The sequence below is a fragment of the Streptomyces sp. NPDC012466 genome, from assembly GCF_042955215.1.
GTDB lineage: Bacteria > Actinomycetota > Actinomycetes > Streptomycetales > Streptomycetaceae > Streptomyces.
In genome coordinates this window covers 97,746-124,679 of the sequence record NZ_JBIBEQ010000017.1, presented here as the reverse complement: position 1 = coordinate 124,679, position 26,934 = coordinate 97,746, and the positions used below count along the sequence as shown (strand labels likewise).

At 74.7% G+C, this 26,934-nt stretch carries 6 protein-coding genes; all 6 read right to left on the bottom strand.

Going from position 1 to position 26,934, the window contains the following annotated elements; genetic code table 11:
• The gene (locus ACFY9E_RS38940; RefSeq protein ID WP_390993170.1) at positions 1–14,535 is read right to left on the bottom strand and encodes an amino acid adenylation domain-containing protein; all 14,535 of its coding nucleotides are present in this window, start codon (positions 14,533–14,535) and stop codon (positions 1–3) included.
• A complete protein-coding gene (locus tag ACFY9E_RS38935) occupies positions 14,532–22,322 on the bottom strand; it encodes an amino acid adenylation domain-containing protein (protein ID WP_390993168.1) in 7,791 nt (2,596 codons plus the stop codon). The genes ACFY9E_RS38940 and ACFY9E_RS38935 overlap by 4 nt, the downstream gene beginning before the upstream one ends.
• A 104-nt stretch (positions 22,323–22,426) precedes the next feature.
• Positions 22,427–23,128, bottom strand: coding sequence for a LuxR C-terminal-related transcriptional regulator (locus ACFY9E_RS38930; RefSeq protein ID WP_390993166.1), 702 nt, complete (start codon positions 23,126–23,128; stop codon positions 22,427–22,429).
• Positions 23,129–23,252: 124 nt separating this feature from the next.
• Positions 23,253–24,059: a 4'-phosphopantetheinyl transferase superfamily protein gene (locus ACFY9E_RS38925; RefSeq protein ID WP_390993163.1), complete on the bottom strand. Its 807-nt coding sequence runs from the start codon at positions 24,057–24,059 to the stop codon at positions 23,253–23,255.
• Between the two features lie 128 nt (positions 24,060–24,187).
• Positions 24,188–25,978 (bottom strand): acyl-CoA dehydrogenase family protein, encoded by a 1,791-nt coding sequence (locus ACFY9E_RS38920; RefSeq protein ID WP_390993161.1) that lies wholly within the window; start codon positions 25,976–25,978, stop codon positions 24,188–24,190.
• Positions 25,975–26,931, bottom strand: coding sequence for an SRPBCC family protein (locus tag ACFY9E_RS38915; protein ID WP_390993159.1), 957 nt, complete (start codon positions 26,929–26,931; stop codon positions 25,975–25,977). Before ACFY9E_RS38915 ends, ACFY9E_RS38920 begins: the two co-directional genes overlap by 4 nt.
• Positions 26,932–26,934: the final 3 nt, after the last annotated feature.

Genomic DNA, 26,934 nt, shown 5'->3' with positions numbered 1-26,934 from the left:
TCAGTCTGCGGCCCGCGGGGCACGGCGATCGGCCAGGGTCCGGGCGATCCGGCCCAGTGCCTCGGGCCGGGCGAGCCCGGCGTGGTCGGTGTCCAGGTGGTGCTCCTCGATGCGGCCGGAGAGGTAGGGCCGCCACTTGTCCGGTGTGAGCCCCGGGTCGGTGCGGCCGACGGTGGCGCCGAAGAACACCAGGTCGCCGCTGAACCGGCGCGGCCGGAAGTCCGCGATGAGCCTGGTGTTGTTGAGGAAGACCGTGACCATGCGGCTGACCGAGGCGTCGTCGAGGTTGGCCAGGGCGCTGCCGGTCTCGCCCAGCCGCTCCAGGACGGCGGCCCGTTCCAGCGGCGCGTCGCCGAAGGCCTCGGCCCGGTCGACGCCGGCGGCGTTGAGCAGGATCGCGAGGACCTGTTCCTCGCCGACCTCGTGCTCGGTGCCGTCGTAGGCGTCGGGGTACCCGTCGAGGACGGCGAGCAGGCTCACCTCGGCGCCCTCGGCCTGCAGCCGGGTGGCGACGGCGTGGGCGACGAGGCCGCCGAAGGACCAGCCGAGGATCTCGTAGGGGCCTTCGGGCACGGTCTTGCGGATGTGCTCCGCGTAGTCGCGGGCCATGGCGTCGATGTCGTCGGGCAGCGGCTCCTCCTGGCTCAGGCCGCGGGCCTGGAGCGCGTACAGCGGCTGCTCGCGGTCGATGTGGCGCAGCAGCCCGGAGTAGATCCAGCCGAATCCGCCGGCGGGGTGGACGCAGAACAGCGGGGTTCCGCTGCCCTTGGCGCGCAGCGGGAGCACCACGCCGAACGGGTCGTGCAGGGCCGGTGAGCCGCCGTCGACACGGGCGGCGAGCGCGGCCACGGTGGGGGCCTCGAAGAGGGTCCGCACGCCGACCTCGACGCCGAGCTGGGCCCGGATGCGGCCGACGAGCCGGGTGGCGAGCATGGAGTGTCCGCCGAGTTCGAAGAAGTTGTCGTCGATGCCGACCCGCTCGGTGTCCAGGACCTCGGCGAACAGCCGGCACAGCAGTTCCTCGCGCGGCCCGCGCGGCAGCCGGCCGCTGCCGCCGCCCCATGCGGGTTCCGGCAGCGCGGCTCGGTCGAGCTTGCCGTTGGGGGTCACCGGCAGGGCGGTCACCGGCACGAACGCGGCGGGGACCATGTAGTCGGGCAGCGACTGCTCCAGGTCGGCGCGCAGTTCGTCGGCGTGGACCGCCTCGCCCACCACGTAGGCGACGAGCACCTTGTCCCCGCCGGGCCCGGGGCGGGCCACGACGGCGGCCCGGGTCACGCCGGGGTGGCGGGCGAGCGCCGTCTCGATCTCGCCCGGTTCGACGCGGAAGCCGCGGATCTTCACCTGCTGGTCGGCGCGCCCGAGGAACTCCAGGGTCCCGCCGGCGCTGCGCCGGGCGATGTCGCCGGTGCGGTACATCCGTCCGCCGGCGTCGTCGAAGAGGTCGGCGTAGGGGTCGGCCGTGAACCGCTCGGCGGTACGCACGGCCTGCCCGAGGTAGCCGCGGGCCAGACCGGCGCCGGCGATGTACAGCTCGCCGGGGACACCGGGCGGTACGGGCCGCAGCCGTTCGTCGAGGACGTACGCGCGGGTCTCGTCCAGGGGGCGGCCGATCGGCACGGCGGCCGGGATCTCGTCGGCCTCGGTGAAGCGGTGCCAGGTGCAGCCGAGGGTGATCTCGGTGGGGCCGTACAGCACCTTGACGGTGGTGCCGGGGCAGGCCTCGAGGACGCGGCGCACGGCGGTGGACGGGACGACGTCACCGCCGGTCCACACGTCCTTGACGCCCGCGAAGACCTCGGGGGCCTCGTCGGCGACGACACCGAGCAGACCGGCGGTCAGCAGCAGCGAGGTGACCCCCTGTTCGGGCAGGACGCGCCGCAGGGACCGCGCGTCGACCTCCCCCCGGGGCGCGACGACGATGCGGCCGCCGGCCAGCAGCGGGCTCCACAGCTCGTACGTGGAGATGTCGAAGGCGTACGGGGAGTGCATGAGGACCCGCGAGGAGGCGGTGGTCTCCCAGCAGCGGTCCACGGCGAGGGCGATGGCGTCGCGGTGCGTGATGCCGATGCCCTTGGGCACGCCGGTGGAGCCGGAGGTGTACATGATGTACGCCAACTGGTCCGGCAGGACGGTGACATCCGGTGCGCCGGTCCGCCCGGCCGTCGGTGCGACGGCCGGCTCGGCGTCCACGGCGAGGGTGCGGGTGCCGAGGCGGGCGGCGGCCCCGGCGTGGACGCCGTCGGTGAGCAGCAGCGCCGCGCCGGTGTCCGCGAGGACGTGCCGCATCCGGTCCTCGGGATATCCGGTGTGCAGCGGCACGTACACGCCGCCCGCCTTGAGTACGGCGAGCGTGGTGACGACGAGGTGCGCCGAGCGTTCCTGGAGGACGGCTACGGGTGTCTCGGGACGGACGCCCTCGGCGACGAGGCGGTGGGCCAGCGCATCGGCCCGCGCGTCGAGTTCCGCGTAGGTGAGCGTGATGCCGTGGGGTTCGGTGACGGCGATGGCGTCCGGGGTGCGGGAGGCCTGCTCGGCGACGCGCCGCGGCAGGGAGGCGTCGGCGGCGGCCCGGCCGGGGCGGTGCGCGGTGTCGTTCCAGCCGGTCAGCACGAGGCTGCGCTCTCCGGCGCCCAGGATCGGCACGTCGGTGACGCGCGTGTCCGGGTCGGTGGCGACGTACCGCAGGAACGCGATCAGGCGGTCCGTGAGTGCCTGTGCGGTGGCCTCGTCGAACAGGTCGGTGCTGTATTCGAGGACGGCGTCGATCCCCTGGGGCACACCGTCCGTGTGCCGCTCGGCCAGGTTGAACGTCAGGTCGAACTTGGCGGCTCCGAGCGTGACCACCTCGTGCCGGGCGGTCAGGCCGGGCAGCTCCAGGACGGCCTCCGGGGTGTTCTGCAGGGCGAGCAGCACCTGGAAGAGCGGGTGCCGGGACAGGGAGCGCCCGGGGCTGAGTTCCTCCACGAGTTTCTCGAACGGCACGTCCTGGTTGGCGTACGCCGCCAAGTCGAAGTCCCGTACTCGTTCCAGGAGTTCACGGAAGGTGGGGTCGCCGGAGGTGTCGGTGCGCAGCACCAGCGTGTTCACGAAGAAGCCGACGAGGTCGTCGAGGGCGTCGTCGGTGCGGCCCGCGATCGGGCTGCCGACCGGGATGTCGGTGCCCGCGCCGTGCCGGGTCAGGACCGCGGACAGCGCGGCCTGCAACACCATGAACAGGCTGGCTCCGCCGGCGCGGGCGAGTTCGAGCAGCTGCCGGTGCAGTACCGGGTCGAGGGTGCGGAAGACCGCCTCGCCGCGGTGCGCCGGAACGGCCGGGCGGGGCCGGTCGGCGGGCAGCTGGAGTTCGTCGGGCAGGGAGGCCAGCGCCTCCTTCCAGTAGGCGCTCTGCCGGGCGATGGTGCTCGCCGGGTCCGTCTCGTCGCCGAGCACGTCGCGCTGCCACAGCGTGTAGTCGGCGTACTGCACGGGCAGCGGCGCGAACGCGGGGGCGCGGCCCTGGCTGCGTGCCTCGTACGCGGTGATCAGGTCGCGGGTGAGCGGGGCGAGCGACCAGCCGTCACCGGCGATGTGGTGCAGCAGGAGCAGCAGCACGTGCTCTCGCTCGTCGAGGCGGAACAGGACGGCCCTGAGCGGGAGGTCGGCGGTGAGGTCGAAGGAGTACCGGGCCTCGGCGGCCAGTTCGGCGGCGAGCCGGTCCTCGCCGGTGTCGCGGCGGTGCAGGACCGGGCGGGCGTCGGCGGGGGCGAGGACGTGCTGGCGGGGATCACCGTCGTCGCCTTCGGGGAAGACGGTGCGCAGCGTCTCGTGCCGGGCCGTCACGTCGGCGAGCGCCGCGGTGAGCGCCGAGGCGTCGAGGGTGCCGGTCAGTCGCAGGCCCACGGGCATGTTGTAGCCGGGGTCGCCGCCGGTGAGGCGGTCGAGGAACCACAGGCGGCGCTGGGCGTAGGACAGCGGCAGTGTCGTCGGCCGGGCCGCGGGGCGCAGAGCGGGACGTCGCCCTCTCTCGGCGGCGGCCACGGCCTCGGCGAGCCGGGCCACCGTGGGCCCCTCGAACAGGTCGCGCAGCGAGACCTCGGCGCCCAGGACCGTCCTGATGCGGCTGAGCAGCCGCGTCGCCAGCAGCGAGTGCCCGCCCAGGTCGAAGAAGTTGTCGTCGATGGAGACCTGTGCGGTTCCCAGCACCTGCGCGAACAGACCGCACAGGACCTCCTCGCGCGGATCGCGCGGAGCACGGCCCGCCGCGGCGGGCGCGTCCGGCGCCGGCAGTGCCGCCCGGTCCAGCTTGCCGTTGGGGGTGAGCGGCAGCTCGTCCAGGACGAGGTAGGCGGAGGGGACCATGAAGTCCGGCAGCCGCGCGGCCAGCCGGGTCCGGACGTCCGCGAGGTCGGCGCCTTCCCGGGTGACGAGGTAGGCGACGAGCCGGTCGCCGTGCGGCAGGACCGCGGCGCGGACGACGTGCGGGTGGGCGGTGAGCGCCGCCTCGACCTCCGCGGGCTCCACCCGGAAGCCGCGGATCTTGACCTGGTGGTCGGCGCGGCCCGCGAACTCCAGTCGTCCGTCGGTGTTCCAGCGGCCGAGGTCGCCGGTGCGGTACATGCGGGTGCCCGGGGCTCCGTAGGGGTCGGCGACGAAGCGGGCGGCGGTCAGGGCGGGCTGCCCGAGGTACCCCCGGGCAAGGCCCGCGCCCGCCAGGTACAGCTCACCGGTGACGCCCGGCGGCACCGGGCGCAGCGCGCTGTCGAGGACGTAGACCCGGTCGTGGTCGACGGGGCGGCCGATCGGCGCGGACACCGGCCAGTCGGCGGGGTCGGCGGGCAGGGTGTGGGTGGTGACGGCGTGTGTCTCGGCGGGACCGTACACGTTGTGCAGGCGCCGGCCCGGGACCGCGTACGCGAAGTCGCGGACCCGCTCGGTCGGTGTGAGCGCCTCGCCGCCCTGGAGGATGTCCGTGAGCCGGGGCAGCGTGCGGCCCGCTTCGGCGGCCGCCTCGGCGACCGCCTCGACGACCAGGTTCGGCGCGAACAGCTCGGACACCTGCTGCTCGTCGAGCCAGGCGGTGAGCAGTTCGGCGCTCTGCCGTACGTCCTCGTCCGGCACGACCAGTGCCTTTCCCGTGACCAGCGGCGAGAGGATTTCCTGCACGGAGAAGTCGAACCCGATCGCCGTGAACTGGGCGGTGCGCACGCCCGGTCCGCCGGGGAACCGGCGGGCGTGCCAGGTCAGCAGGTTGACCAGGCCGGTGCCCGGCATGACGACGGCTTTGGGGGTGCCGGTGGAGCCGGAGGTGTAGATGACGTACGCCGGGTGCTGCGGCAGCAGCGGCGCGGTGCGGTCGGCGTCGGTGAGGTCGTCGTCGGCGTACCGCGCCAGGCCCTGGGGCAGCTCGTCGAGGACGAGGGCCGGACGGGCGTCCCCGATCATGAACGCGATGCGCTCGGCCGGGTAGGACGTGTCGACGGGGAGGTAGGCGGCGCCGGACTTGAGGACGGCGAGGACGGCGACGTACAGGTCGAGGGAGCGGGGCAGCCGCAGCGCGACGATCCGCTCGGGACCCGCGCCCCGCTCGACGAGATACCGGGCGAGCCGGTTGGCCCGCGCGTTGAGCTGGGCGTACGTCAGCGACTCAACGCCGTGCACCAGCGCCACAGCAGTCGGCGTACGCGCCACTTGATGTTCGAAAAGCTCCGGTACGCGCGCATCCGCGGCCCTCTCCCTTGCCTCGGTCTCGTTCCAGTCCTCCAGGACCCGCCGCCGCTCGGCGGGGTCGAGGAGTTCGATGCGGCCCAGGGTGATGCCGGGGTCGTCGGCGACGGCGTCGAGCAGGCGCAGCAGCCGCTCGACCAGTGCCTCGGCGGTGGTGCGCTCGAACAGGTCGGTGCTGTACTCCAGGGCGGCCCGGACGCCGCCGGGTGCCCCGTCCCCCGCGCGCTGTTCGACCATGCTCAGGTGCAGGTCGAACTTGGCGACGCCGACGCCGACCGGCAGCGCTTCGGCGGTCAGACCGGGCAGCGCGAGGCGGGCCTCGCCGCTGTTCTGGAAGGCGAGCATGACCTGGAACAGCGGGTGGCGGGCGAGGGAGCGCTCCGGACGCAGCCGCTCCACGAGTTTCTCGAACGGCACGTCCTGGTGGGCGTACGCCGCCAGGTCCGCCTCCCGCACCCGGTCGAGGAGTTCACGGAAGGTGGGGTCGCCGGAGGTGTCGGTGCGCAGCACCAGCGTGTTCACGAAGAAGCCGACGAGGTCGTCGAGGGCGTCGTCGGTGCGGCCCGCGATCGGGCTGCCGACCGGGATGTCGGTGCCCGCGCCGTGCCGGGTCAGCAGCGCGGCGAACGCGGCCTGGAACACCATGAACAAGCTGGCCCGGCGCTCCCCGGCGAGGGCGGCCAGGCGCTGGTGCAGCCGGGGCTCGATCCGGAACGGCACGGTCTCGCCGCGGTGACTGGCGACGGCGGGCCGCGGCCGGTCGGCGGGGAGCTCCAGCTCCTCAGGCAGCCCGTGCAACGCGCTGGTCCAGTAGTCGAGTTGGCTGGCGCAGCGGCTGTCCGGGTCGTGTTCGTCGCCGAGCAGTTCGCGTTGCCAGAGCGTGTAGTCGGCGTACTGCACGGGCAGCGGCGCGAAGTCGGGGGCGCGGCCGGCGCGGCGGGCGGCGTAGGCCTCGGTGAGGTCGCGGGCGAGCGGCGGCCACGACCAGCCGTCGCCGGCGATGTGGTGCATGAGCAGGAGCAGCACGTGCTCGCGCTCGCCGAGCTCGAACAGTGTGGCGCGCAGCGGCAGTTCATGGGCGAGGTCGAAGCCGCGCCGGGCCGCGCCGGCGAGGTCCGCGTCGAGCCGGCCGGCGGTGGTGGCCACGGTCTCGAAGGCGGGCGCGGTGGGTTCGAGGATCTGCTGGCGCGGTACGCCGCCGCGCTCGGGATAGACGGTGCGCAGCGCCTCGTGGCGGGCCGTGACGTCCGCCAGGGCGGCGCGCAACGCGTCCCGGTCGAGGTCGCCGGTCAGGCGCAGGCTCATCGGGATGTTGTAGGTGGGGCCGGGGCCTTCCACCCGGTGGAGGAACCAGAGCCGGTACTGGGCGAAGGACAGCGGCACTTCGTCGGGGCGGGTGCGGGCGGTCAGCGCCGGGCGGGCCTCCTGGGCGCCGTCGATGCGTTCGGCGAGCGCGGCGACGGTCGGCGCCTGGAACAGGTCACGGACGGCGAGTTCGGCGCCCAGCACGGTACGGATGCGGCTGAGCAGCCGCGTCGCGAGCAGCGAGTGTCCGCCCAGGTCGAAGAAGCTGCGGTCGATGCCGACCTTGGGCAGGGCGAGCACTTCGGCGAACAGCGTGGACAGGATCTCCTCGCGGCGGGTGCGCGGCTCCTGCCCGGTGGCCTCGGCGCCCCGGTCGGGGGCGGGCAGCGCGGCCCGGTCGAGCTTGCCGTTGGCCGTCAGCGGCAGGGCGTCGAGCAGGACGTAGGCGGCGGGCGCCATGTGGGCGGGCAGCCGGGCGGCGACGAGGTCGCGCAGCTCTCCGGTGAGGCGGGTGAGCTCGGTGCCGTGGGCGGGGTCGTTGGCGAGCGGGCGGTCGCCGCCGCGCGGGACGTAGGCCGGTCCGTCGCCCGTGTACACGTCGAAGGTGTCGTCCCGGGCTCCCCAGGTACACCGGGCGCCCAGGGCGTGAACGGTGGCGGGGTCGACGGCCCCGGCGGGCACGGGAGCGTCCAGCAGGGCGGCGGCCTCGTCGGCCGCAGGCCCGGTGAGCGCCTCGCACGCCGCGATCTCGCGTACGAGCCGGGCGTTCGGAATGCCGGTGACGCGCACGGGGCCGCCCGCGCGCAGGGCGTCGGCGAGCGCTTCGGGCGTGCCGAGGTCCGCGCCCCACGACAGGGTCCGGGCCGGGATGCGGGCGGTGCCGGGCGCCGGGGCGCGGCGCAGGGTCACGTCGTAGCGGTGGCGGCTCATCTCGTTGTGGTGGGTGCCGGTGCGCAGGGTGATGTCGGCGCCGGCGAGCAGCGGCTCGGACGCGGCGAGGTCCGTGAAGAAGTCCGGGTCGAGGAGGAGTTCCTTCTCGGTGACGAGGGACTGCTCGACGGCGCGGCGCACCGCCGACGGATCGGCGAAGGCGCCCGCGCGGCGTAGTTCGACGGCCGTGCGGAAGGTGCGCAGGGTCCGCAGGTTGCGGATGTCGCCGAGGAAGATCGTGCCGCCGGGGGCGAGCAGCCGGGCGGCCGCACGCAGCACCTCGGCCAGGTAGTCGGCGTTCGGGAAGTACTGGACCACGGAGTTGACGACGATCGTGTCGAACCTCCCCTCGGGCAGCCCGTCCGTCTCGTGGGCCGCGGCGGCGCGGAGGGTGACCTTCGCGGCCAGCTGGGGCCGGGCGTCCAGGTGGGAGCGCAGCTGGTCGACGACGCTCGACGACAGGTCCGTGCCCCAGTACTCCGTCACGTGCGGGGCGACCTGCGACAGGATCAGGCCGGTGCCGCAGCCGATCTCCAGGACGCGGCGCGGCCGCAGCGCGAGGACGCGCTCGACGGTCGCGGCCCGCCACTCCCGCATCTCGGCGCGCGGGATCTCCTCGCCGGTGTAGCTGCTGTTCCAGCCGGAGAAGTCCTCGCCGAACTCCCGTCCCGGTTCGGCCTCGTAGAGCTGTTCGTACGTTGCCTGCCACATGCCGACCTGTTCGGCACCGGCGGCCGCGTCCCGCTGTCCGCCGTGCGGGTCGCGCACCAGGTAGGCCACGAGGCGCTTGTCGCCGGGCTCGTCCTCGCGGGCGACGACGGCGGCGGCGGCGACCAACGGGTGCGCGGTGAGCGCGGCCTCGACCTCGCCGGGTTCGACCCGGAAGCCGCGGATCTTCAGCTGCTGGTCGGCGCGGCCGGCGAACTCCAACTGGCCGTCGGCGCGCAGCCGGGCGAGGTCACCGGTGCGGTACATCCGGGCGCCGGTCTCGCCGAAGAGCAGGGCGTACGGGTCGGGCACGAACCGCTGGCCGGTCAGCTCGGGGCGGCCGAGGTAACCGCGGGCGAGCCCGGCGCCGGCCACGTACATCTCGCCCGTGACGCCGGGCGGCACGGGCCGTAGGCGCTCGTCCAGGACGTACACGCGTGCCCCGTCGACGGGGCGGCCGATCGGCGGCACGGCGGCGCCGGCGAGGGGCTCGCTCATCGTGGCGCACACGGTCGTCTCGGTGAGTCCGTAGGCGTTGACCATGCGCCGGCCGGGGGCGAACCGGGCCGCCTGGTCGGGGGCGGTGACGTCGCCCGCGACGATCAGGTCGGTGCCGGGCGGCAGGCCGTCGCCGGGCAGCGCGGGAAGGGCGCTCGGCGGAAGGGCGATCAGTGTGACGCCCCGGTCGCGTACGAGACGGGTCAGACCGGGCCCCGGCAGCAGTTCGTCGGGCGTTCCCAGGACGAGTGCGGCGCCGGTGAGCAGGGCGGAGGTCAGCTCCCACAGCGCCGCGTCGAAGCTGATCGAGGCGAAGTTGAGGACGCGGCTGTGCGGGCCGAGGCCGAAGACCGCGGCCTGCGCGGGCAGTGTCGCGGCGGCGGCCCGGTGCGGCACCACGACGCCCTTGGGCAGGCCGGTGGAGCCGGAGGTGTAGATGACGTACGCGGGGTGCTGGGGCAGCAGCGGACCGCGGCGGTCGGCGTCGGTGAGGCGGGTGTCCGGATAGCGGGCCAGGTCCGGCGGCAGCGCGTCGAGGACGAGCGCCGGGCGGGCGTCCGCGCACATGTGGGCGATGCGGTCGGCGGGATAGTCCGGGTCGATGGGGAGGTAGGCCGCGCCGGCCTTCCACACCGCGAGCAGCGCGGTGATCAGGTCCAGGGAGCGGGGCAGCCTGAGGCCGACGATCCGCTCCGGTCCCGCGCCCTGCGCGACGAGGTGGCGGGCGAGCCGGTTGGCGTGGGCATCGACCTGACGGTAGGTGAGCGAGCGCTCCCCCATGACCAGGGCGGTGGCGTCGGGGGTGCGGGCGGCCTGCTCCTCGAAGAGCGCGGTGAGGGTGGCCTCCCGCGGGGCGGGGCCGTCCGCCGTGGCGTTGAAGTCGACGAGCAGCCGGTGGCGCTCGGTGGCGCCGAGCAGATCGATGGAGCCGATCGTGCGCCGCGGGTCGTCGGCGACCGCGTCGAGCAGCCGCACCAGGCGCTCGCCGAGCGCCTCGACGGTGGCGCGCTCGAAGAGTTCCGTACTGAACTCCCAGTCGCCGCGGATACCGGCCGGGGCGCCGTCGGGGGTGTGCTCCTCGACGACGGCGAGACCCAGGTCGAACTTGGCGAAGCCGACGCGGACCGGCTCGGCGGCGACGTCCAGGCCGGGCAGGGCCGGGTCGGCGGCGGGCATGGACTGGAGGGCGAGGACGACCTGGAAGAGCGGGTTGCGGGCGAGGGTGCGCTCGGGGTTGACCTCTTCGACCAGTTTCTCGAACGGCAGGTCCTGGTGGCTGTACGCGGCGAGGTCGAACCGCCGTACGCGTTGGAGGAGTTCGGCGAACGTGGGGTCGCCGGAGGTGTCGGTGCGCAGCACCAGCGTGTTCACGAAGAAGCCGACGAGGTCGTCGAGGGCGTCGTCGGTGCGGCCCGCGATCGGGCTGCCGACCGGGATGTCGGTGCCCGCGCCGTGCCGGGTCAGCAGCGCGGCGAACGCGGCCTGCAACACCATGAACAGGCTGCTGTCGCCGGCCTTCGCGAGCGCGGTCAGCTTCTCGTGCAGCTCGGCGCCGATCCGCAGCGGCACGGTCTCGCCGCGGTGGCTCGCGACGGCGGGCCGGGGGTGGTCGGTGGGCAGCTCCAGATGGGCGGGCGAGCCCTTCAGCGCCTCACGCCAGTGCGCGAGCTGGGCGCCGTGGAGCGACTGTGCGTCGTCCGCGTCGCCGAGCAGGTCGCGCTGCCACAGCGTGTAGTCGGCGTACTGCACGGGCAGCGGCGCGAAGTCGGGGGCCCGGCCGGCGCGGCGAGCGGCGTAGGCGCGGCCGAGGTCACGGGTGAGCGGCGCCAGGGACCAGCCGTCGCCCGCGATGTGATGCAGCACCAGGAGCACCACGTGCTCGCGCTCGCCGAGCTCGAACAGCGTCGCGCGCAGGGGAAGTTCGCGCGTCAGATCAAAGGGATGGGCGGCGGCCTCGCAGAGCCGGTCGGCGAGCGTGGCCTCCTCGGCCGGCACGACGTCGAGCGGGGGCACGGCCTCGATGGGCGGCACGATGTGCTGGTAGGGCTCACCCGCGTGGCTGGGGTAGCGGGTGCGCAGCGTCTCGTGGCGGGCGCTCAGGTCGGCGAGCGCGGCGCGCAGTGCGGCCCGGTCCAGGTCCCCGCGCAGCCGCAGGGCCAGCGGGATGTTGTACGTGCTGTTGGGGCCGTCCAGACGGCCAAGGAACCACAGGCGGCGCTGGGCGTACGACAGCGGCAACCGGTCGGGGCGGGCAGCGGGCTCCAGGGCGGGGCGGGCCCCCGCCGCGCCGTCCAGGCGGTCGCCGAGCCCGGCGACGGTCGGCGCCTCGAACAGGTCGCGCAGGGAGACCTCGGCGCCGAGGACGGTGCGGATACGGCTGATGAGCCGGGTGGCGAGCAGCGAGTGCCCGCCCAGGTCGAAGAAGTTGTCGTCGATGCCGACCTGCGGGATGTTCAGGACCGCCGCGAAGAGGGTGCACAGGATCTCCTCGCGAGGCGAGCGCGGCCCGCGCCGTGCCGTGGTCACCCGGGGCGCGGGCAGTGCTGCCCGGTCGAGCTTGCCGTTCGGCGTGAGCGGCAGCGCCTCGAGGACGACGATCGCGGCGGGGACCATGTACTCGGGCAGTCGCTCGGCCAGTCGGGCGCGCAGGGCGGTGGGGTCGACGGGGCCGTGCGCCGGGACGACGTACGCGACGAGCCGTTTGTCGCCGGGCCGGTCCTCACGGGCGAGGACGGCGGCGTGGGCGACGGCCGGCAGGTCGGTGAGCGCCGCCGCGATCTCGCCGGGCTCGATCCTGAAGCCGCGGATCTTGACCTGGTGATCGGCGCGGCCCGCGAACTCCAGCTGCCCGTCCGCGGTCCGGCGGGCGAGGTCGCCGGTGCGGTACATCCGGGTGCCGGGAGCGCCGTACGGGTCGGCGACGAAGCGGGCCGCACTCAGCACGGGCCGGTTCAGATAGCCGCGTGAGAGGCCCGCCCCGGCCAGGTACAGCTCGCCGACGGCGCCGGGCGCCACCGGGCGCAGCGCGCTGTCCAGGACGTACGCCCGGGCGCCGGGGATTGGCCCGCCGATCGTGGCGCTCTCGCCCCAGGCCGCCGGGTCCTCGGGCAGGGCGGTGCCGGTCATCACATGGGTCTCGGCGGGCCCGTAGTGGTTGTGCAGCCGTCGGCCGGGCACGGCGGCCACGAACGCGCGCACGGTGGCGCCGAGCGCCAGTGCCTCGCCGGCCTGGGCGATGTGGCGCAGCGCGGGCAGGGTGCGGCCCGCTTCGGCGGCGGCCTCGGCGACGGCCTCGATGACGAGGTTCGGTGCGTAGAGTTCGGCGACCTCGTGGGTGTCGAGCCAGTCGGTGAGCTGCTCGGCGCTGCGTCGCACGTCCTCTGCGGGGACGACGAGGGTCTTGCCGTGGAGCAGGGTGCCGAGGATCTCCTGGGCGGCGACGTCGAAGCCGATGGTGGTGAACTGCGCCACGGCCGTGCCCGCACGGCCGGGTATCTCGCGCCCGTGCCAGGCGAGCAGGTTGGCCAGGGCGCCGCCCGGCATGACGACGGCCTTGGGGGTGCCGGTGGAGCCGGAGGTGTAGATGACGTACGCCGGGTGCTGCGGCAGCAGCGGCGCGGTGCGGTCGGCGTCGGTGAGATCGGTTCCGGCGTGGGCGGACAGGTCCGGGCCGATGTCCTCGGTGGTGAGGACGACGGCGGGCCGGGCGTCGTCCATCATGAACGCGATGCGCTCGGCCGGCAGGGCGACGTCCACCGGGAGGTAGGCGGCGCCGGTCTTCAGGACGGCGAGGAGGGCCACGTACAGGTCGAGGGAGCGGGGCAGACGCAGCGCGACGATGCGCTCGGGGCCCGCGCCGCGCTCGACGAGGTGGCGGGCGAGCCGGTTGGCGCGGGTGTTCAGCTCGGCGTACGTCAGGCGCTGCGCTCCGACGACGAGGGCCGTGGTGTCGGGGGTGCGGGCCACCTGCTCCTCGAACAGGGCGGGCAGGGTGCGCCGCGGGGCCGGGTGGCCACTCGCGTCGAGGTCCTCCACGACCAGCCGGCGTTCGTCGTCGGGCAGCAGGTCGAGGCGGCCGACGAACTGGTCGGCGCCGTGTTCGGCGATGCCGTCGAGCAGGGTGTCGAGGCGGCGCAGCAGGCGCCGCGCGCCCGCCTCGTCGAGGACGTCGCCGCGGTGGTCGAGACGGAAGCGGAGGGTGTCGCCGGGGATGGCGAGCAGGCTCAGCGGGTAGTGCGTGGCGTCGCCGACCTCGAATCCCGCCAGGCGCAGGCCCCGGGACTCGCCGCGCAGGACGGCCGGGTCGAGCGGATAGTTCTCGAACACCACTACCGTGTCGAAGAGTTCGCCGGTGCCGGCCGCCGCCTGGACCTCGGTGAGGGACAGGTGACGGTGCTCGATGAGAGCGGCCTGTTCCCGCTGGACGCGGCCCAGCAGCTCGCCGAGCGTCTCGAAGGGGCGGAGGCGGACCCGGACCGGCAGGGTGTTGATGAACATGCCGATGGTCGACTCGATGCCGGGGATCTCCGGCGGGCGGTGGGCGACGGTGGCGCCGAACACGACGTCGTCACGGCCCAGTTCATGGCCGAGGAGCAGCGCCCAGGCGCCTTGGACCAGTGTGTTGAGGGTGAGGCCGAGGGAGCGGGCCACGGCGGTGAGCCTCGTGGTGGTCGCGGCGTCGGTCTCGTGCCAGATCTGGCCGGGCAGGGCCGCGCCTCCGGCGGCGCCCCGGCCGGCCCCGGCGGCCGCGAGCAGACTCGGCCCCTCCAGGTCCGCGAGGGCGGTGCGCCAGGCCGAGCGGGCCGCGTCGCCGTCCCGTTCGGCGAGCCAGCCCAGGTAGGCGCGGTAGGGGGTGACGGGCGGCAGGCCGGCGTCGTCTCCCGACTGCCCGTACAGCGTGAACAGCTCGCGCACGAGCAGCGGCATCGACCAGCCGTCGAGGAGGAGGTGGTGCGTGGTGAGGACGAGTTTGTGGTGGCCGGGGCCGAGGGCGAGCAGGCCGAAGCGGATCAGCGGCGGGGCGCCCGGGTCGAAGCGCTCGGCACGGTCGTCGTCGACGTACGCGGCGACGGCGCGCTCGCGTTCCTCCTCACTCAGCGCGGTGAGGTCGCGGGTGCGCCAGCGCAGCGGCACCTCGTGGGGTACGAACTGGACGGGCCGCTCGACGTTCTGCTGCCAGAAGCCCGCGCGCAGGTTGGGGTGGCGGCGCAGCAGGGTGCGGACGGCGGCCTTCAGGTCGTCCTCGACGAGCGGGCCGCGCAGCTCGAAGACCATCTGGACGGTGTAGACGTCCGTGCCCTCGCTCTCGGCACCGTAGGTGACCTGGAAGAGAAGACCTTCCTGGAGCGGGGACAGGGGCAGGACGTCGGCGAGTCCGGACTGCGTCATCGGGCTACCTTCCAAGCGGCTTCGAGCTGGTCGATCTGGTCCTGACTGAGCGCGACCAGGGACAGGTCGGAGGGGGTGATGCCGCCCGCGTCGGGACGCATCGCGTGGGTGACGAGGGCGTCGAGGGCGCGGAACCAGCTCTCGCCGAGGTCGCGCACGGCGGCCTCGTCGAGGAGCCGGCCCGCCCAGGTCCACACAGCCCGCAGGCGGGGGCCCGCGCTCTCGTCGCGGGTCAGCGCGTTGACCTCGACGGTGTGGGCCAGCGGCAGGCCGGGGCCGGAGCCGTCGCCGATCGCGTCGGCGTCGGGGGCGGCGGTCCACAGGCCGCCGTCCTCGCCCGGGAACCGGCCCAGGTAGTTGAACCCGAGGGCGGGAGTGCCGTGCGGTGCGAGCGCGGCGAGGCTGCGGCCGGCGCGGACGTCGAGGTGACGCAGCAGCCCGTGACCGATGCCGCCGTCGGGAATCTCGCGCAGCTGCTCCTTGATCCGCTTGACGGCCTGTCCGGCGGCGGGGCCGCCGGCGAGGGCGTCGGCGCGGTCGAGGGGGCCGGGGTCGAGACGGACGGGGTACATGCTGGTGAACCAGCCGACGGTGCGGGAGAGTTCGGCGCCGCTGTCGCCGGGTTCACGACCGTGCCCTTCGAGGTCGATGAGGACGGCGTCCGTGTCGCCGAGGCCGCGGCGCCGGCGCCAGTCGGCGACGGCGAGCGCGAAGGCGGTGAGCAGCACGTCGTCGACGCGCCCGTGGAACGCGGCGGTGACGGTGGTGAGCAACGCGGACGTGGTCTGCGTGTCCAGATCGAGGCTGAGGCTGCGGGCGGTGGCGACGGTGTCGAGGGCGGGGTCGAGCGGCTGTACGGTCACGGGGGCGCCACCGCCCGCCAACGCCTGCGTCCACAGGGCGAGTTCGGCGCTGCGGGCGGGGCGTGCGGCTTCCGCGGCGAGGTGGTGCGCCCAGGCCCTGAAGGGGGTGCCCACGGGCGGCAGGACGCCCGTGGCGCCGGGCTCCGCGGCCTCCCAGGCCTCCTTGAGGTCGGGCAGCAGGATGCGCCAGGAGACGCCGTCGACGACCAGGTGGTGCAGGGTCAGCAGCAGCCGGCCCGGCCGGCCGGGGCCCGCGTCGAGCCAGACGGCCTGGCCGTTGCGGCCGGCGAACGGATCGAGCCGGTCCCGGGCGGCCGCCGCCTGCTCGGCGGCCAGGGCGCGCAGCGCCGCGTCGTCGAGACCGGTGGCGTCCACGCGGCGCACCCAGTCCTCGGCGCGTACCCCGCCGGGGGCGTCGATGCGCATGGACCAGGCGCCGCCGGCGTCGTCCCCGCGTGAGAACACCGCGCGCAGCACGTCGTGGTGGTCGATGAGTGTGCGCACCGCCGCGACCAGCCGGGCCTCGCCCAGGTCCGGCGGGACCGCGACCACCATCGACTGGCTGAACGCCTCGACGGGGCCGCCGCGTTCACGCAGCCAGTGCATGATCGGGGTGAGCGGCACCTCGCCGGTCGCCGCCGCGGCGAGGGCGCCCTGCCCGGGCAGGCCGGGCTCCTCGGCGAGGGACTCGGCAACGGTGGCGAGCGCGGCGACCGTCTTGTGCTCGAAGATCTGCGCGGCGCTCAGGGCCAGCCCGGCGCGGCGAGCCTTGCCGACGAGCTGGATGACCATGATGCTGTCGCCGCCCCGGTCGAAGAAACTGTCGTCGATGGAGACTTCGCCGGCGCCGAGCACCTCGGCGAACAGCACGGTGAGCAGTTCCTCGCGCGGGGTGCGCGGTGCGCGGCCGGCCGCGTCGGCGGCGCCGAAGTCCGGGGCGGGCAGGGCCCGCCGGTCGAGCTTGCCGTTGGGTGTGAGCGGCAGCGCGTCCAGGCCCACGAACGCGGCGGGCACCATGTAGTCGGGCAGCGCGGCCGCGACGTGCGTGCGCAGCGCGGCCGCGTCGGCTCCTGCGCCGGGTGCGGCGACGACGTAGGCCACGAGCCGCTTGTCGCCGGGCCGGTCCTCGCGCACCAGCACGGCGCACTGGGCGACGCGCGGGTGGGCGCCCAGCACGGACTCGATCTCCCCGAGTTCGATGCGGAAGCCGCGCACCTTGACCTGGTGGTCGGCGCGGCCGAGGAACTCCAGGACCCCGTCGGGACGGCGCCGCACGAGGTCGCCGGTGCGGTACATGCGGGCGCCCGGGGCGGACGCGAACGGGTCGGCGACGAACCGCTCGGCGGTGGCGCCGGGCCGTTTGAGGTAGCCGCGGGCCAGGCCGGCGCCGCCGATGTAGAGCTCGCCGGTGACGCCGGGCGGCACGACGCGCAGCCGGTCGTCGAGGACGTGGCAGGTGGTGTTGTCGAGGGGGGTGCCGATGGGGACGGTGGTCTCCTGCTGCCAGGGCGCCCGCATGAAGTGGTGGGTGGCGAACGTGGTGGCCTCGGTCGGCCCGTAGCCGTCGACGACCATCGTGGCCGGGGACGCGTCGAGTACCCGGCTGACGGCGGCCGGCGAGACGACGTCGCCGCCGGTCCACACCTCGCGTACGCCGGTGAAGCAGCCCGGGGACTCCTCGGCCAGCAGGTTGAACAGGCCGGAGGTGAGCCACATGCCGGTGACCCCGCCGTCGACGATGGCCCGTTCCAGGGCCCGGGTGTCCAGGTCGCCGGGCGGTGCGACGACGACGGCGCCGCCGGACAGCAACGGCACCCACAGCTCGTACTGGGAGGTGTCGAAGGAGTACGGCGAGTGCAGCAGCACGCGTTCCTGGTTGCCGGTGCGCCAGCAGCGGTCGGCGGCGAGCGCGGCGACATCGCCGTGCGTGATGGCGACGCCCTTGGGGTCGCCGGTGGAGCCAGAGGTGTACATGACGTACGCGAGCTGGTGCGGGTGCACGGGGACGACGGGCAGCGCGTCGCCCTCGTCGGGCAGCGCGTCGACGACCAGCACCTCGGCGTCGCCCGCCCAGGAGGCGCAGGCGTGCTCGGCGTCGGTGGCGCTGTCGGTGAGCAGGACCCGCGCGCCGACGTCGCGGGTGATCAGGCGCATCCGGGAGGCCGGGTAGCGGGTGTTGAGCGGCACGTAGAAGCCGCCCGCGCGCAGGACGGCGAGCAGGGACACGACCAGGTCGGCCGAGCGTTGCTGAAGGACGGCGACGGCGGACTCGCGGCCGACGCCGGAGGCGGCGAGCCGGCGGGCGAGCCGCCCGGACCGCAGGTCGAGTTCGGCGTAGGTGAGTGCGCGGCCGCTGTCGTCGGCGACGGCGACGGCGTCGGGGGTGCGGGCAGCCTGCGCGGCGAACTGCTCGGCGAGCCCGCCGGCCGGGACGGGGCAGGCCGTGTCATTCCAGTGGGCGAGCAGTTCGCTCTCCGTGGCGTCGAGCAGGTCGTGCCCGCCGACGGGGGCGTCCGGGGCGGCGACGGCCGCGTCCAGCAACGTCAGAAGGCGGCGCACGACGGACTCGGCGGTGGTCCGGTCGTACAGCGCGACGTCGTACTCGAGATCGCCGTCGATCCCCGCGAACCGGCCGGCATCGGTCCGGTGCTCGACGAGGTTGAAGGTGAGGTCGAACTTGGCCACGCCGAAGTCGACCGGCTCGCGCCGGACGTGCAGGCCGCTCAGCTCGGCACGGGCCTCGAAGTCCTGGTAGGACAGGACCACTTGGAACAGCGGGTGGCGGGCGGCGGAGCGTTCGGGCTGAAGGCGCTCCACCACCCGGTCGAACGGCACGTCCTGGTGGGCGTAGGCGCCCAGGGCGGCGGTGCGGACGCGGGCGAGGAGTTCGGTGAAGGAGGGGTCACCGGAGGTGTCCGTGCGCAGCACGACCGGGTTGACGAAGAAGCCCACCAGACCGTCGAGGGCGCTGTCCGGGCGGGCGGCGGTCGGACAGCCGATGGGGATGTCGGTGCCCGCGCCCAGCCGGGTGAGCAGGGCGGCCAGCGCGGCCTGGAGCACCATGTGGCAGGTGGCTCCCCGCTCACGGGCGAACGCGTCGATCCGGGCGTGCAGTGCGGGGTCGATGCCGAGCGGGACGGAGCCGCCGCGGTGTTCGGCCACCGGCGGGCGGGGCCGGTCGGCGAGGACGTCCAGCTGGTCGGGCAGGCCCGCCAGGGTCCGTTCCCAGTAGGCGAGCTGGCGTCCGGCGAGGCTGTCGTCGGTCCGCTCGTCACCGAGCAGTTCGCGCTGCCAGACGGCGAAGTCGGCATAGCTCACCGGCAGCGGCGGGAAGTCGGGCGCGTGCCCGGCGAGCCGGGCGCGGTAGGCGGTGGACAGGTCGGCGAGCAGGGGACGCAGCGACCAGCCGTCCCCGGCCACATGGTGCATCAGCAGCAGCAGCACCGTGTCCCCGTCGGGCAGCGTGAACAGGTGCACGCGCAGGGGAGGCTGGCGGTCGAGGTCGAAGGGCGTGCGGGCCGCGGCCGTGAGCGCCGCGGGCAGCTCGTCCGGCTCGCTCACGGACTCGACGATCCGGGGCCCGGCCTCCTCGGGCGGCAGCAGCCGCGGGGCGGCGCCGCGCTCGCCGCGGGGGTAGACGGTGCGCAGGCTCTCGTGGCGGATGACGAGGTCGCGCAGGGCCTCCCCCAGCGCGCCGCGGTGCAGCGGACCGGTGACGCGCAGCGCCAGCGGCATGTTGTAGGTGGGCGCGGCCCCTTCGACCTCGCGCAGGACCCACATGCGGTGCTGCGCGTAGGACATGGGGAGCTCGTCGCCCTGTGGCACAGGGCGCAGGGGCGGCCGGGCGGCGCGGGCGGCGCCGGCCACGCGGGCGGCGAGCGCCGCCGGGGTCGGGGCCTCGAAGAGGTCCTGCACGGTGAGTTCGACGCCGAGCCGCTCGCGCACGGTGCCGATGAGCCGCCCGGCCAGCAGGGAGTGCCCGCCGAGGGCGAAGAAGTCACTGCTGCCGCCGATCCGGGCACCGCCGCCGAGGCCGAGGACGTCGGCGAAGACCTGACGCAGCGTCTCTTCCTCGGGCCCGGCGGCGGGTTCCGGGTGCGCGGTGTCGTCCGCGGGCGTGAGGGGGGCGGGCAGCGCGGTGCGATCGAGTTTGCCGTTGGCGGTCAGCGGCAGCGCGTCGAGCGGGGTGAAGGAGGCGGGCACGCAGTGCGCGGGCAGTGTCGCGGCGAGCAGCCGGCGCCAGTCGGCCGGTTCGGGAGCGCGGCCGGCGACGGGCACGGCGTAGGCGGCGAGCCGCTGGTCGCCCGGCCGGTCCTCGCGGACCACGACGGCGGCCTCGGCCACACCGGGGTGGGCGGCCAGCGCGTTCTCGATCTCGCCGAGTTCGACGCGGAAGCCGCGGATCTTCACCTGGTCGTCGCCGCGCCCCAGGTAGGTGAAGGTGCCGTCGTCGAGGCGGCGCACCAGGTCGCCGGTGCGGTACATGCGGGAGCCGGGCGGTCCGTAGGGGTCGGCGACGAAGCGCTCGGCGGTCAGGGCGGGACGGCGCAGGTAGCCGCGGGCCAGACCGGCCCCGGACACGTACAGCTCACCGGTGAATCCGGCCGGTACGGGTCGCAGCGCCGCGTCCAGGACCCGGGTGCCGAGGTCGGGCAGGGCGCCGCCGACGAGGCTTGCGGTGCCGGGCACCGCGTGCTCGGGGCCGAGCGGGGCGCAGGTGACGTGCACGGTCGTCTCGGTGATGCCGTACATGTTGACCAGCCGGGCGGCGGTGCCGCGCCGCGCGTACCAGTCGGCGAGCCGTGCGGGCTCCAGCGCCTCGCCGCCGAACACCACGTGGCGCAGGGCCAGTGGCGGCGCGTCGGCTCCGCGCTCGCGGTCGGCGGTGTCCAGCTGGTGGAAGGCGGTAGGGGTCTGGTTGAGCACGGTGACCCGCTCGCGGGCGAGCAGGTCGAGGAAGTCGCCGGGTGAGCGGCTGACGGTGTACGGGACGACGACGAGACGGCCGCCGTGCAGCAGGGCGCCCCAGATCTCCCAGACGGAGAAGTCGAAGGCGTACGAGTGGAAGAGCGTCCACACGTCGTCGGGCCCGAAGCCGAACCAGTGGTCGGTGCCGGAGAACAGCCGCACCACGTTGGCGTGCGGGACGACGACACCCTTGGGCCGGCCGGTGGAGCCGGAGGTGTAGATGACGTACGCGGGGTGGCCTGTGGCCACGGCCGCGCCCGGGTCGGTGTCCGGGTGGCCGCTCAGGTCCCGGGCCATCGCCTCGGGCCCGAGCACCAGGACGGGCCGGGCGTCCTGCAGCATCCACGCGATCCGGTCGGCCGGGTAGTCGGGGTCGAGCGGCAGGTAGGCGGCTCCGGACTTCAGGACGGCGAGCAGCGCGACGACCAGGTCGAGGGAGCGCGGCAGGGTGACGGCGACGAGCCGGTCGGGTCCGGCGCCGGCCGTGACGAGGTGGTGGGCCAGGCGGTTGGCTCGGGTGTCGAGTTCGGCGTAGGTGAGGTGCTCGCCCTCGTGGCTGACGGCGACGGCGTCGGGGGTGGCGGCGGCGCGGGCCGCGAACAGGGCGTGCAGGGTGTCGCCGGGGGCCGGGGCCGGGGGGGCGGCGCCGTCGGGCGGCTGTTCCTCACCGGGCAGCCGGGCCGGCGGCACATCGGGGCCGGCTTCGGCCAGCGCGCGCAGGAAGCGGGTGAAGCGTTCCAGGTGGGCATCCGTGTCGGTCTCGCCGTACAGGTCCGGGTTCGCCTCGACGTCGATGCGCAGACCGGCGTCGCCGGGCTCCTCGTAGAAGGAGAACTTCAGGTCGTCGACGGGTCCCGTGGACACCGGGTGCACCGCGGCGCGCACCTGCCCGAAGTCCAGGGCCCGCTGATAGGGCATCACGTTGACGACGGGGCCGTGCGAGGTCGCGCCCACCAGACCGAGTTCGCGGCGCACCTCCTCCTGCGGACAGCGCTGGTGGCGCAGGACGGGCACCAACGCGTCGCGGACGGCGGCGACCAGGTCGACGAGCGGGGCGGACGGCCGCGGTTCGACGTACAGCGGGTGCACATGGGCGACGGTGCCGGGGGTGCGGCGGGCCGGCGGGGTCAGGCGTGCGGCCACCGGCAGGCTCAGCGTGATGCCCGGCTCCCCCGTGAGCCACTGCACATACGCGGCGACGGCGGCCGGCACGACGACCGGCCAGGCCGTCTCGGCGGCGGCGGCGACGGTGTGGAGGCCGGCCAGCACCTCCGGGCCGAGGAAGGCGGTGCGCCGCCGGGCGTGCGGCACGGCGGGCGCGGTGGACCCGGCCAGGGTCACGGGCACGGTGCGGGGCGCGGCGAGCCAGTGGGCGCGGTCCTGGTCGTGGGCGGGTGAGTCGCGCCAGGCCTGTTCCGCGGCGGTCAGCTCGCTCACGGAGCCGTCGAGGGGGCCGTCGGTCCCGGTGTAGGCGCGGGCGACCCGCTCGGCGACGAGCCGGAAGCCGTAGCCGTCGAGGAGGAGGTGGTGCACGTGCTGGAACCAGCGGTGATGCCCCTCCCCCAGCGTGAACAGCGCCTGGGTGAACAGGGGCCGGCCGGCGGTGACGTCGAGGGGGCGGGCGATGACGTCGCGCATCCAGGCGTCGGCGGCGGCGGCCGGGTCGGGGGCCCCGCTGACGTCGACGCGGTGGACGGTGTACGCGGGGTCCGGGTCGGCGCTCTGGGTGACCGTCCCGTCGGCGTCGGTGTGGAAGCGCAGCCGCAGCGCGTCGGTGCGGGCGATGACCTCGCGCAGCACCCGCTCGAAGCGGTCGGCGTCCAGCGGGCCGGTGAGTTCGACGTATTCGCCGGTGTTGAAGACGGGGCTGCGCGGGTCCCGAGCCTGGGCGAACCAGATGCCGAGTTGGGCTGCCGTCAGCGGCAGGCGCGCGTCGTCGGGAACGGGAACAGGCACTCTTCCCCCAAAGTCCGGGCCGTCCGCTGCTGGTCGGCGCAGTACCGGCTCAGCCTCGCGGGGCGCCTTGACGGCACGCTGACCCGGACCTGATGCGGTGCGCGTCAGCGCAGGCCGGCCTCGAAGGCGTAGATGGCCACGTGCACGCGGTTGCGCAGGCGCAGCTTGTGCAGCAGGTTCTGCACGTGTGTCTTGACGGTGTGCTCGGACAGCGTCAGCGACTGCGCTATCTCCGTGTTGGACAGACCGCGCGAGACGAGGTCGAGCACCTCCCCCTCGCGGTCGGTCAGCGCCTCGGGCGGCACGTCGGAGACGGAGGTCTTGCCCCTCGGCCGGCCGGCGGCGCCGTCGGCGGCGGGCGGTCGGCCACGGGTCAGGGCGTAGCCGGCCGCGGCCAGCGACACGGCGGCGGCGAGCTGCCGCGCGGTGGTGGTGGCGGGCAGGTGGCCGTGCAGGCTCTGGGCGCAGCGCGCGTCGGGCTCGCAGCCGCCGACGGTCAGCACGGGCAGCTCGGGATCGATGCCGTCGAGGAGGGCGGCGACCTCGCGCAGGTCGCGCGGTGCGTGCAGGACGAGCACGTCGGGGCGGTGCGCGCGCAGCGCGGCGAGCGCGCGGGGGCCCGGCTCGTCGTCGCCGACGACGGTGAGGCCGTCGTGGCCGGCGAGCAGGGACATCACTCCCGCACGGGCGAGCGCGTCGCCGCCCATGAGGAAGATCCGCACCGCTCCGGGCGCGGGCGCGGCGGCACCGCCGGGCAGCACCCGCAGCCTGGCGGCCGGTACGAAGTCGACTCCCGCTTCCGGCATGACGCGCCCCCTCACGCACTCGTGGATGCCGAGCACGCTATCCGGCGCGGGGCACGCCGCCGCCCCGCCTCCAGCCGGTTTCGAGAGCCCGGCGAGCGCCTCTGGAGCAGGGGCCGGCGCGCCGCTACGAGGTCTCGGCCATGGCCGCGGCGAACCCCGGGTCCAGCATGGTGCGCGCCGACGTGTCGTGCGCGGTGTCCAGGCCCGTGTCGTGGCAGGCGACGCTGAGCAGATAGCGGCCGAGGGCCCGGTGGGTGGCGAAGCTCCACTCCCCGCGCGAGCCGCGGGTGCCGTCCGGGGCGAGCAGCCGGCCGGTGCGCAGGCCGAAGCCGAACTCCGTGAAACCCAGCCGCATGCCCTGGCCGAGCGCCTTGGTGTACGCCTCCTTCAGTGTCCACAACCGCAGGGTCTCGGCGGCCTGCTCGTCCTGCGGCAGGCGGGCGAGCTCGGCCGCCTCCGTGGGCGTGCACATCTGCGCCTGCAACACGTCGAAGCGCATCCTGCGGTCGGCGGGCTCGGCGTCGACACCGATGCGTCCGTCCCGGCTGAGCCCGACGGCCATCAGGTCGCCGGTGTGCGTGAGACTCAAGTCGATCTGGTCGAAGCCGCGCAGGTACGGCCGGCCGCCGAGCCGGTACGACACGTCCAGCGACTCCGGTTCGACCCGCAGGGCGGCCGCCGCCGTGTACTTCATCAGCAGGCGCGAGGCGATGAACCGGTAGCGGACGGTGGGGTCGGGGATGCGCCGGCAGCGGGTCCAGTCCCGTCCGAGCAGCTGGCGCAGCCGGGGCTGGGTGACCGCCGTGGGCAGCCATTCGCCCCAGGTGGTGTGGACCACCGCGTTGCCGTACGCCGTCAGGTGCTCGGGCACCTTGCGCCACGGCCCGTCGGGCCGGACGTGGAGGGGCGCGCCGATTCCCGGCTGGTCCATGGTGGCTCCCTTCCGGATTCCAAGGGCCTGTCGTTCGTCCAGAGCTCGGGGGAGTCGGCGACCGACGACGCCGCCGCCGGTGTGCGTGCCGGTCCCCCGCGCCTTCGGCGTGATCCCGACGACAGGTCCTAACCCGCGATGCGGGTGTCGTACACGTCGAAGCTGCGTCCTTCGCGGTACCGCAGGAGCACCTCCTCCAGGATGGGCCCGGTGGCGGTGTCGGGCAGTTCGGGGACCCGCGCGCCCAGCCTGCGGCCGATCCGGGTGAGGGCGAGCACCACCCATTCGGGCTGAGCGAGGAAGGAGTCCATGCCGTCCTGGCCCTCCCACACCCCCAGGCACGCGGCGGCGGCGAGCACCAGCACATAGCGGTCGGCGAGCGTGCAGGCCCGCGGGTCGGCGAGGGTGGCCTGCGCCGACTCCGGTAGCGCGGCGCACTGTTCGCGCAGGGCGCGCATCTCCTGGACGAAGGCGTCCGCGAGATCGGCGAGTGCCGCCCACAGAGGGCCGTGGCCGCGCAGCGGTCCCAGCCGCTCGGCGGTGCCGACGAGGGACGCGGTCAGCACGTCGTCGCCGCCCGACAGGGACAGCTTCCGGTAGTCGAGGGGCGGGACGGGCGCCGACAGCAGGAAAAGGCGCGCGGTGGGCTCCTCGTCGGAGAACCAGGACCTGCGGGCGAGCGCGCGCAGCCGCGGCACGAGCACGGCCTGGCAGGCCGCGCTGCCCGCATGGCCGAGACCGGCGACGGGCAGGTCCCGGACGAGTTTCTGGAAGCCGCCGTACAGCGGCCCGGGGTCGTAGCCGTGCGCGCCGAGGACGGTGGCCAGCTCCTCCAGGTCCTCGCGCAGCAGGTCCGGCATGGTCAGCTTGACGGCCGCGGCCAGGAGATGGGCGCTGTCGGGCAGCAGGCTCAGCGCACGCAGCCCGGTGACCGCCATGCTGTCGCAGGCCAGCAGATCGGCGAAGACCCCGGCGAGCACCGCGTGGTGACGGCGGGCCGGCTGTCCGGTGGGACGGCCGGCGGTCGCGGCCCGCACCGCGAAGCGCAGGGCGCTGTCCACCCCGGCGACGACGGTGCCGGGGATCAGGCACCGGTTGACCATGAACGTACGCAGGGCGAGCTGGACACCGTCGCCGACGTCGCCGACCAGCGTGCCCGCGGGGACGGGGCAGTCGGTGAACTCCAGTCCCGCGAACCGGCTGCCGCGCATCCCGTGGGTGGGGACGCGCGGCAGCCTGCGCAGGCCGCCCGGCGGGAGCCGCTCGGGGTCGAGCAACAGCACGGAATGGCTTCTTGGGCCTGCCGAGGTCGCCGTGCGGGCGTACATCACGAACCCGTCCGCCCGGTCGGCGTTGATGACGACGTCCTTGCGCCCGCCGAGCACGAAACCGCCACCGGGCGCGGAGCGAGCGGTGAACTCGTCGCGCAGGATGGCGTTCGCGTGGGCCAGTTCGTGGTGCAGGATCGTGACCCGGCCGCCGGAGAGCAGCAGCCGGGCGGTGTCGGCGCGTCGGCGCTCGTCACCCGCCGCCCAGACGGCGGAGGCGCCGAACAGGGAGGTGATGCCGTAGCCGAATCCGAGCGCGACGTCGCGCCGGAAGACCGGTCGCAGCGCGCGTGCGAGTACATCGGGGCGGGCCAGCCGTCCGCCGAGGTCCCGGGGGACGAACTCGGCGCCGAGGCGCACGTCGGTCAGGAGCGCCTCGGTGGCTTCCGGTACGCGACGCTGTGCGTCGGCGTCGAGCAGGGCCCGGTAGCCGTGCGGGTTGTGCGGATCGCAGGGGTCGCCGAGCAGGCGCTCGAGCCGCGCGGCCCGCTCGACGCCGTGCGGGCTGTCCTCGGCCGCGTCCAGGGGCGGGGCGGGCGGGCCCGCGGTGTCCGCCGCCGCACGGGCAACGGCGGTCGGCGTCGTGTTCACAGGACCGTTACCGCGCTCTCCGCATGCTTCTTGGCGAGTTCGAGCGTCGCCGTGCTGTTGCGGCCCAGGGCCTCCCGTACATAGCGCCGGGCCTGTGCGAGGTCCGCGTCCTCGCCCAGCACCCGCGCGATGTTCTCCTCGCGCAGCACGACACTGTGCTGCGCGAAGACCGTCACGCCCGTCTCGTCGGGGACGACGGACCATTCGCCGGTGTGCGCCGACATGAGCAGCGGCGTGGCCGTCTGTTTGTAGACGATGCGTCCGGCGTGCGGGAAGCACACCCGGACGGATCGCGTGGTGTGCGAGGAGCCGTCGGCGGTGCGGGTGTCCATCGACATGACCTGCACGCCCGGCTCGTCCTCGGTGAAGTCCAGCCGGGAGACGTGCGGCACCAGCTCGGGCCAGTCGCCGATCCGGTAGAGGAAGTCGTAGACCAGCTCGGCCGGACCGTGCACGCGCACCGAGTCCTCGAACGACAGGACCAGTTCGTCCAGGCGCCCCCACTGCTCGGCCAGCCGGCGCAGACTGTCCAGCTCGGTGCGGCTGTTGGTGTCGGTGGCCCGCTCCACCCAGGCCACGTCGTCGGGGGCGTCGTCGGCGACGGTGAACTCGTGCAGCAGCGTCAGCCGGGACCGGTCGGCGCCGAGCGCGTCGACGGTCCACGTACCGCCCATGGCCTGGACGGGGGCGGCGGGCAGCTCCTGGCGGAACTCGACGCGCCGCAGTGCCGGGTCCAGGAGGCGGCGCGAGGTCCAGGACCGGACCTGGCCGTTGGCGGTGGCCCACATGCGCAGCCGCTCGCTGTCGCCGTCGAACTCCAGCTGCTCCACGTGCACGTTGGGCGGGAAGAACAGCGGCCAGCGGACCGCGTCGGAGATCAGCCCGTAGACCACGCCGGCGGGCGCGGCGACGGTCACCTCGTGCGTCGTGCGGTGCACTCGCTCAGCGGACATGTC

What these genes read in the sequence shown, in the direction of transcription:
- ACFY9E_RS38915 (WP_390993159.1), bottom strand. Translation starts at nt 26,931, where the DNA reads ATGTCCGCTGAGCGAGTGCACCGCACGACGCACGAGGTGACCGTCGCC.
- ACFY9E_RS38925 (WP_390993163.1), bottom strand. Translation starts at nt 24,059, where the DNA reads ATGGACCAGCCGGGAATCGGCGCGCCCCTCCACGTCCGGCCCGACGGG.
- ACFY9E_RS38940 (WP_390993170.1), bottom strand. Translation starts at nt 14,535, where the DNA reads ATGACGCAGTCCGGACTCGCCGACGTCCTGCCCCTGTCCCCGCTCCAG.
- ACFY9E_RS38930 (WP_390993166.1), bottom strand. Translation starts at nt 23,128, where the DNA reads ATGCCGGAAGCGGGAGTCGACTTCGTACCGGCCGCCAGGCTGCGGGTG.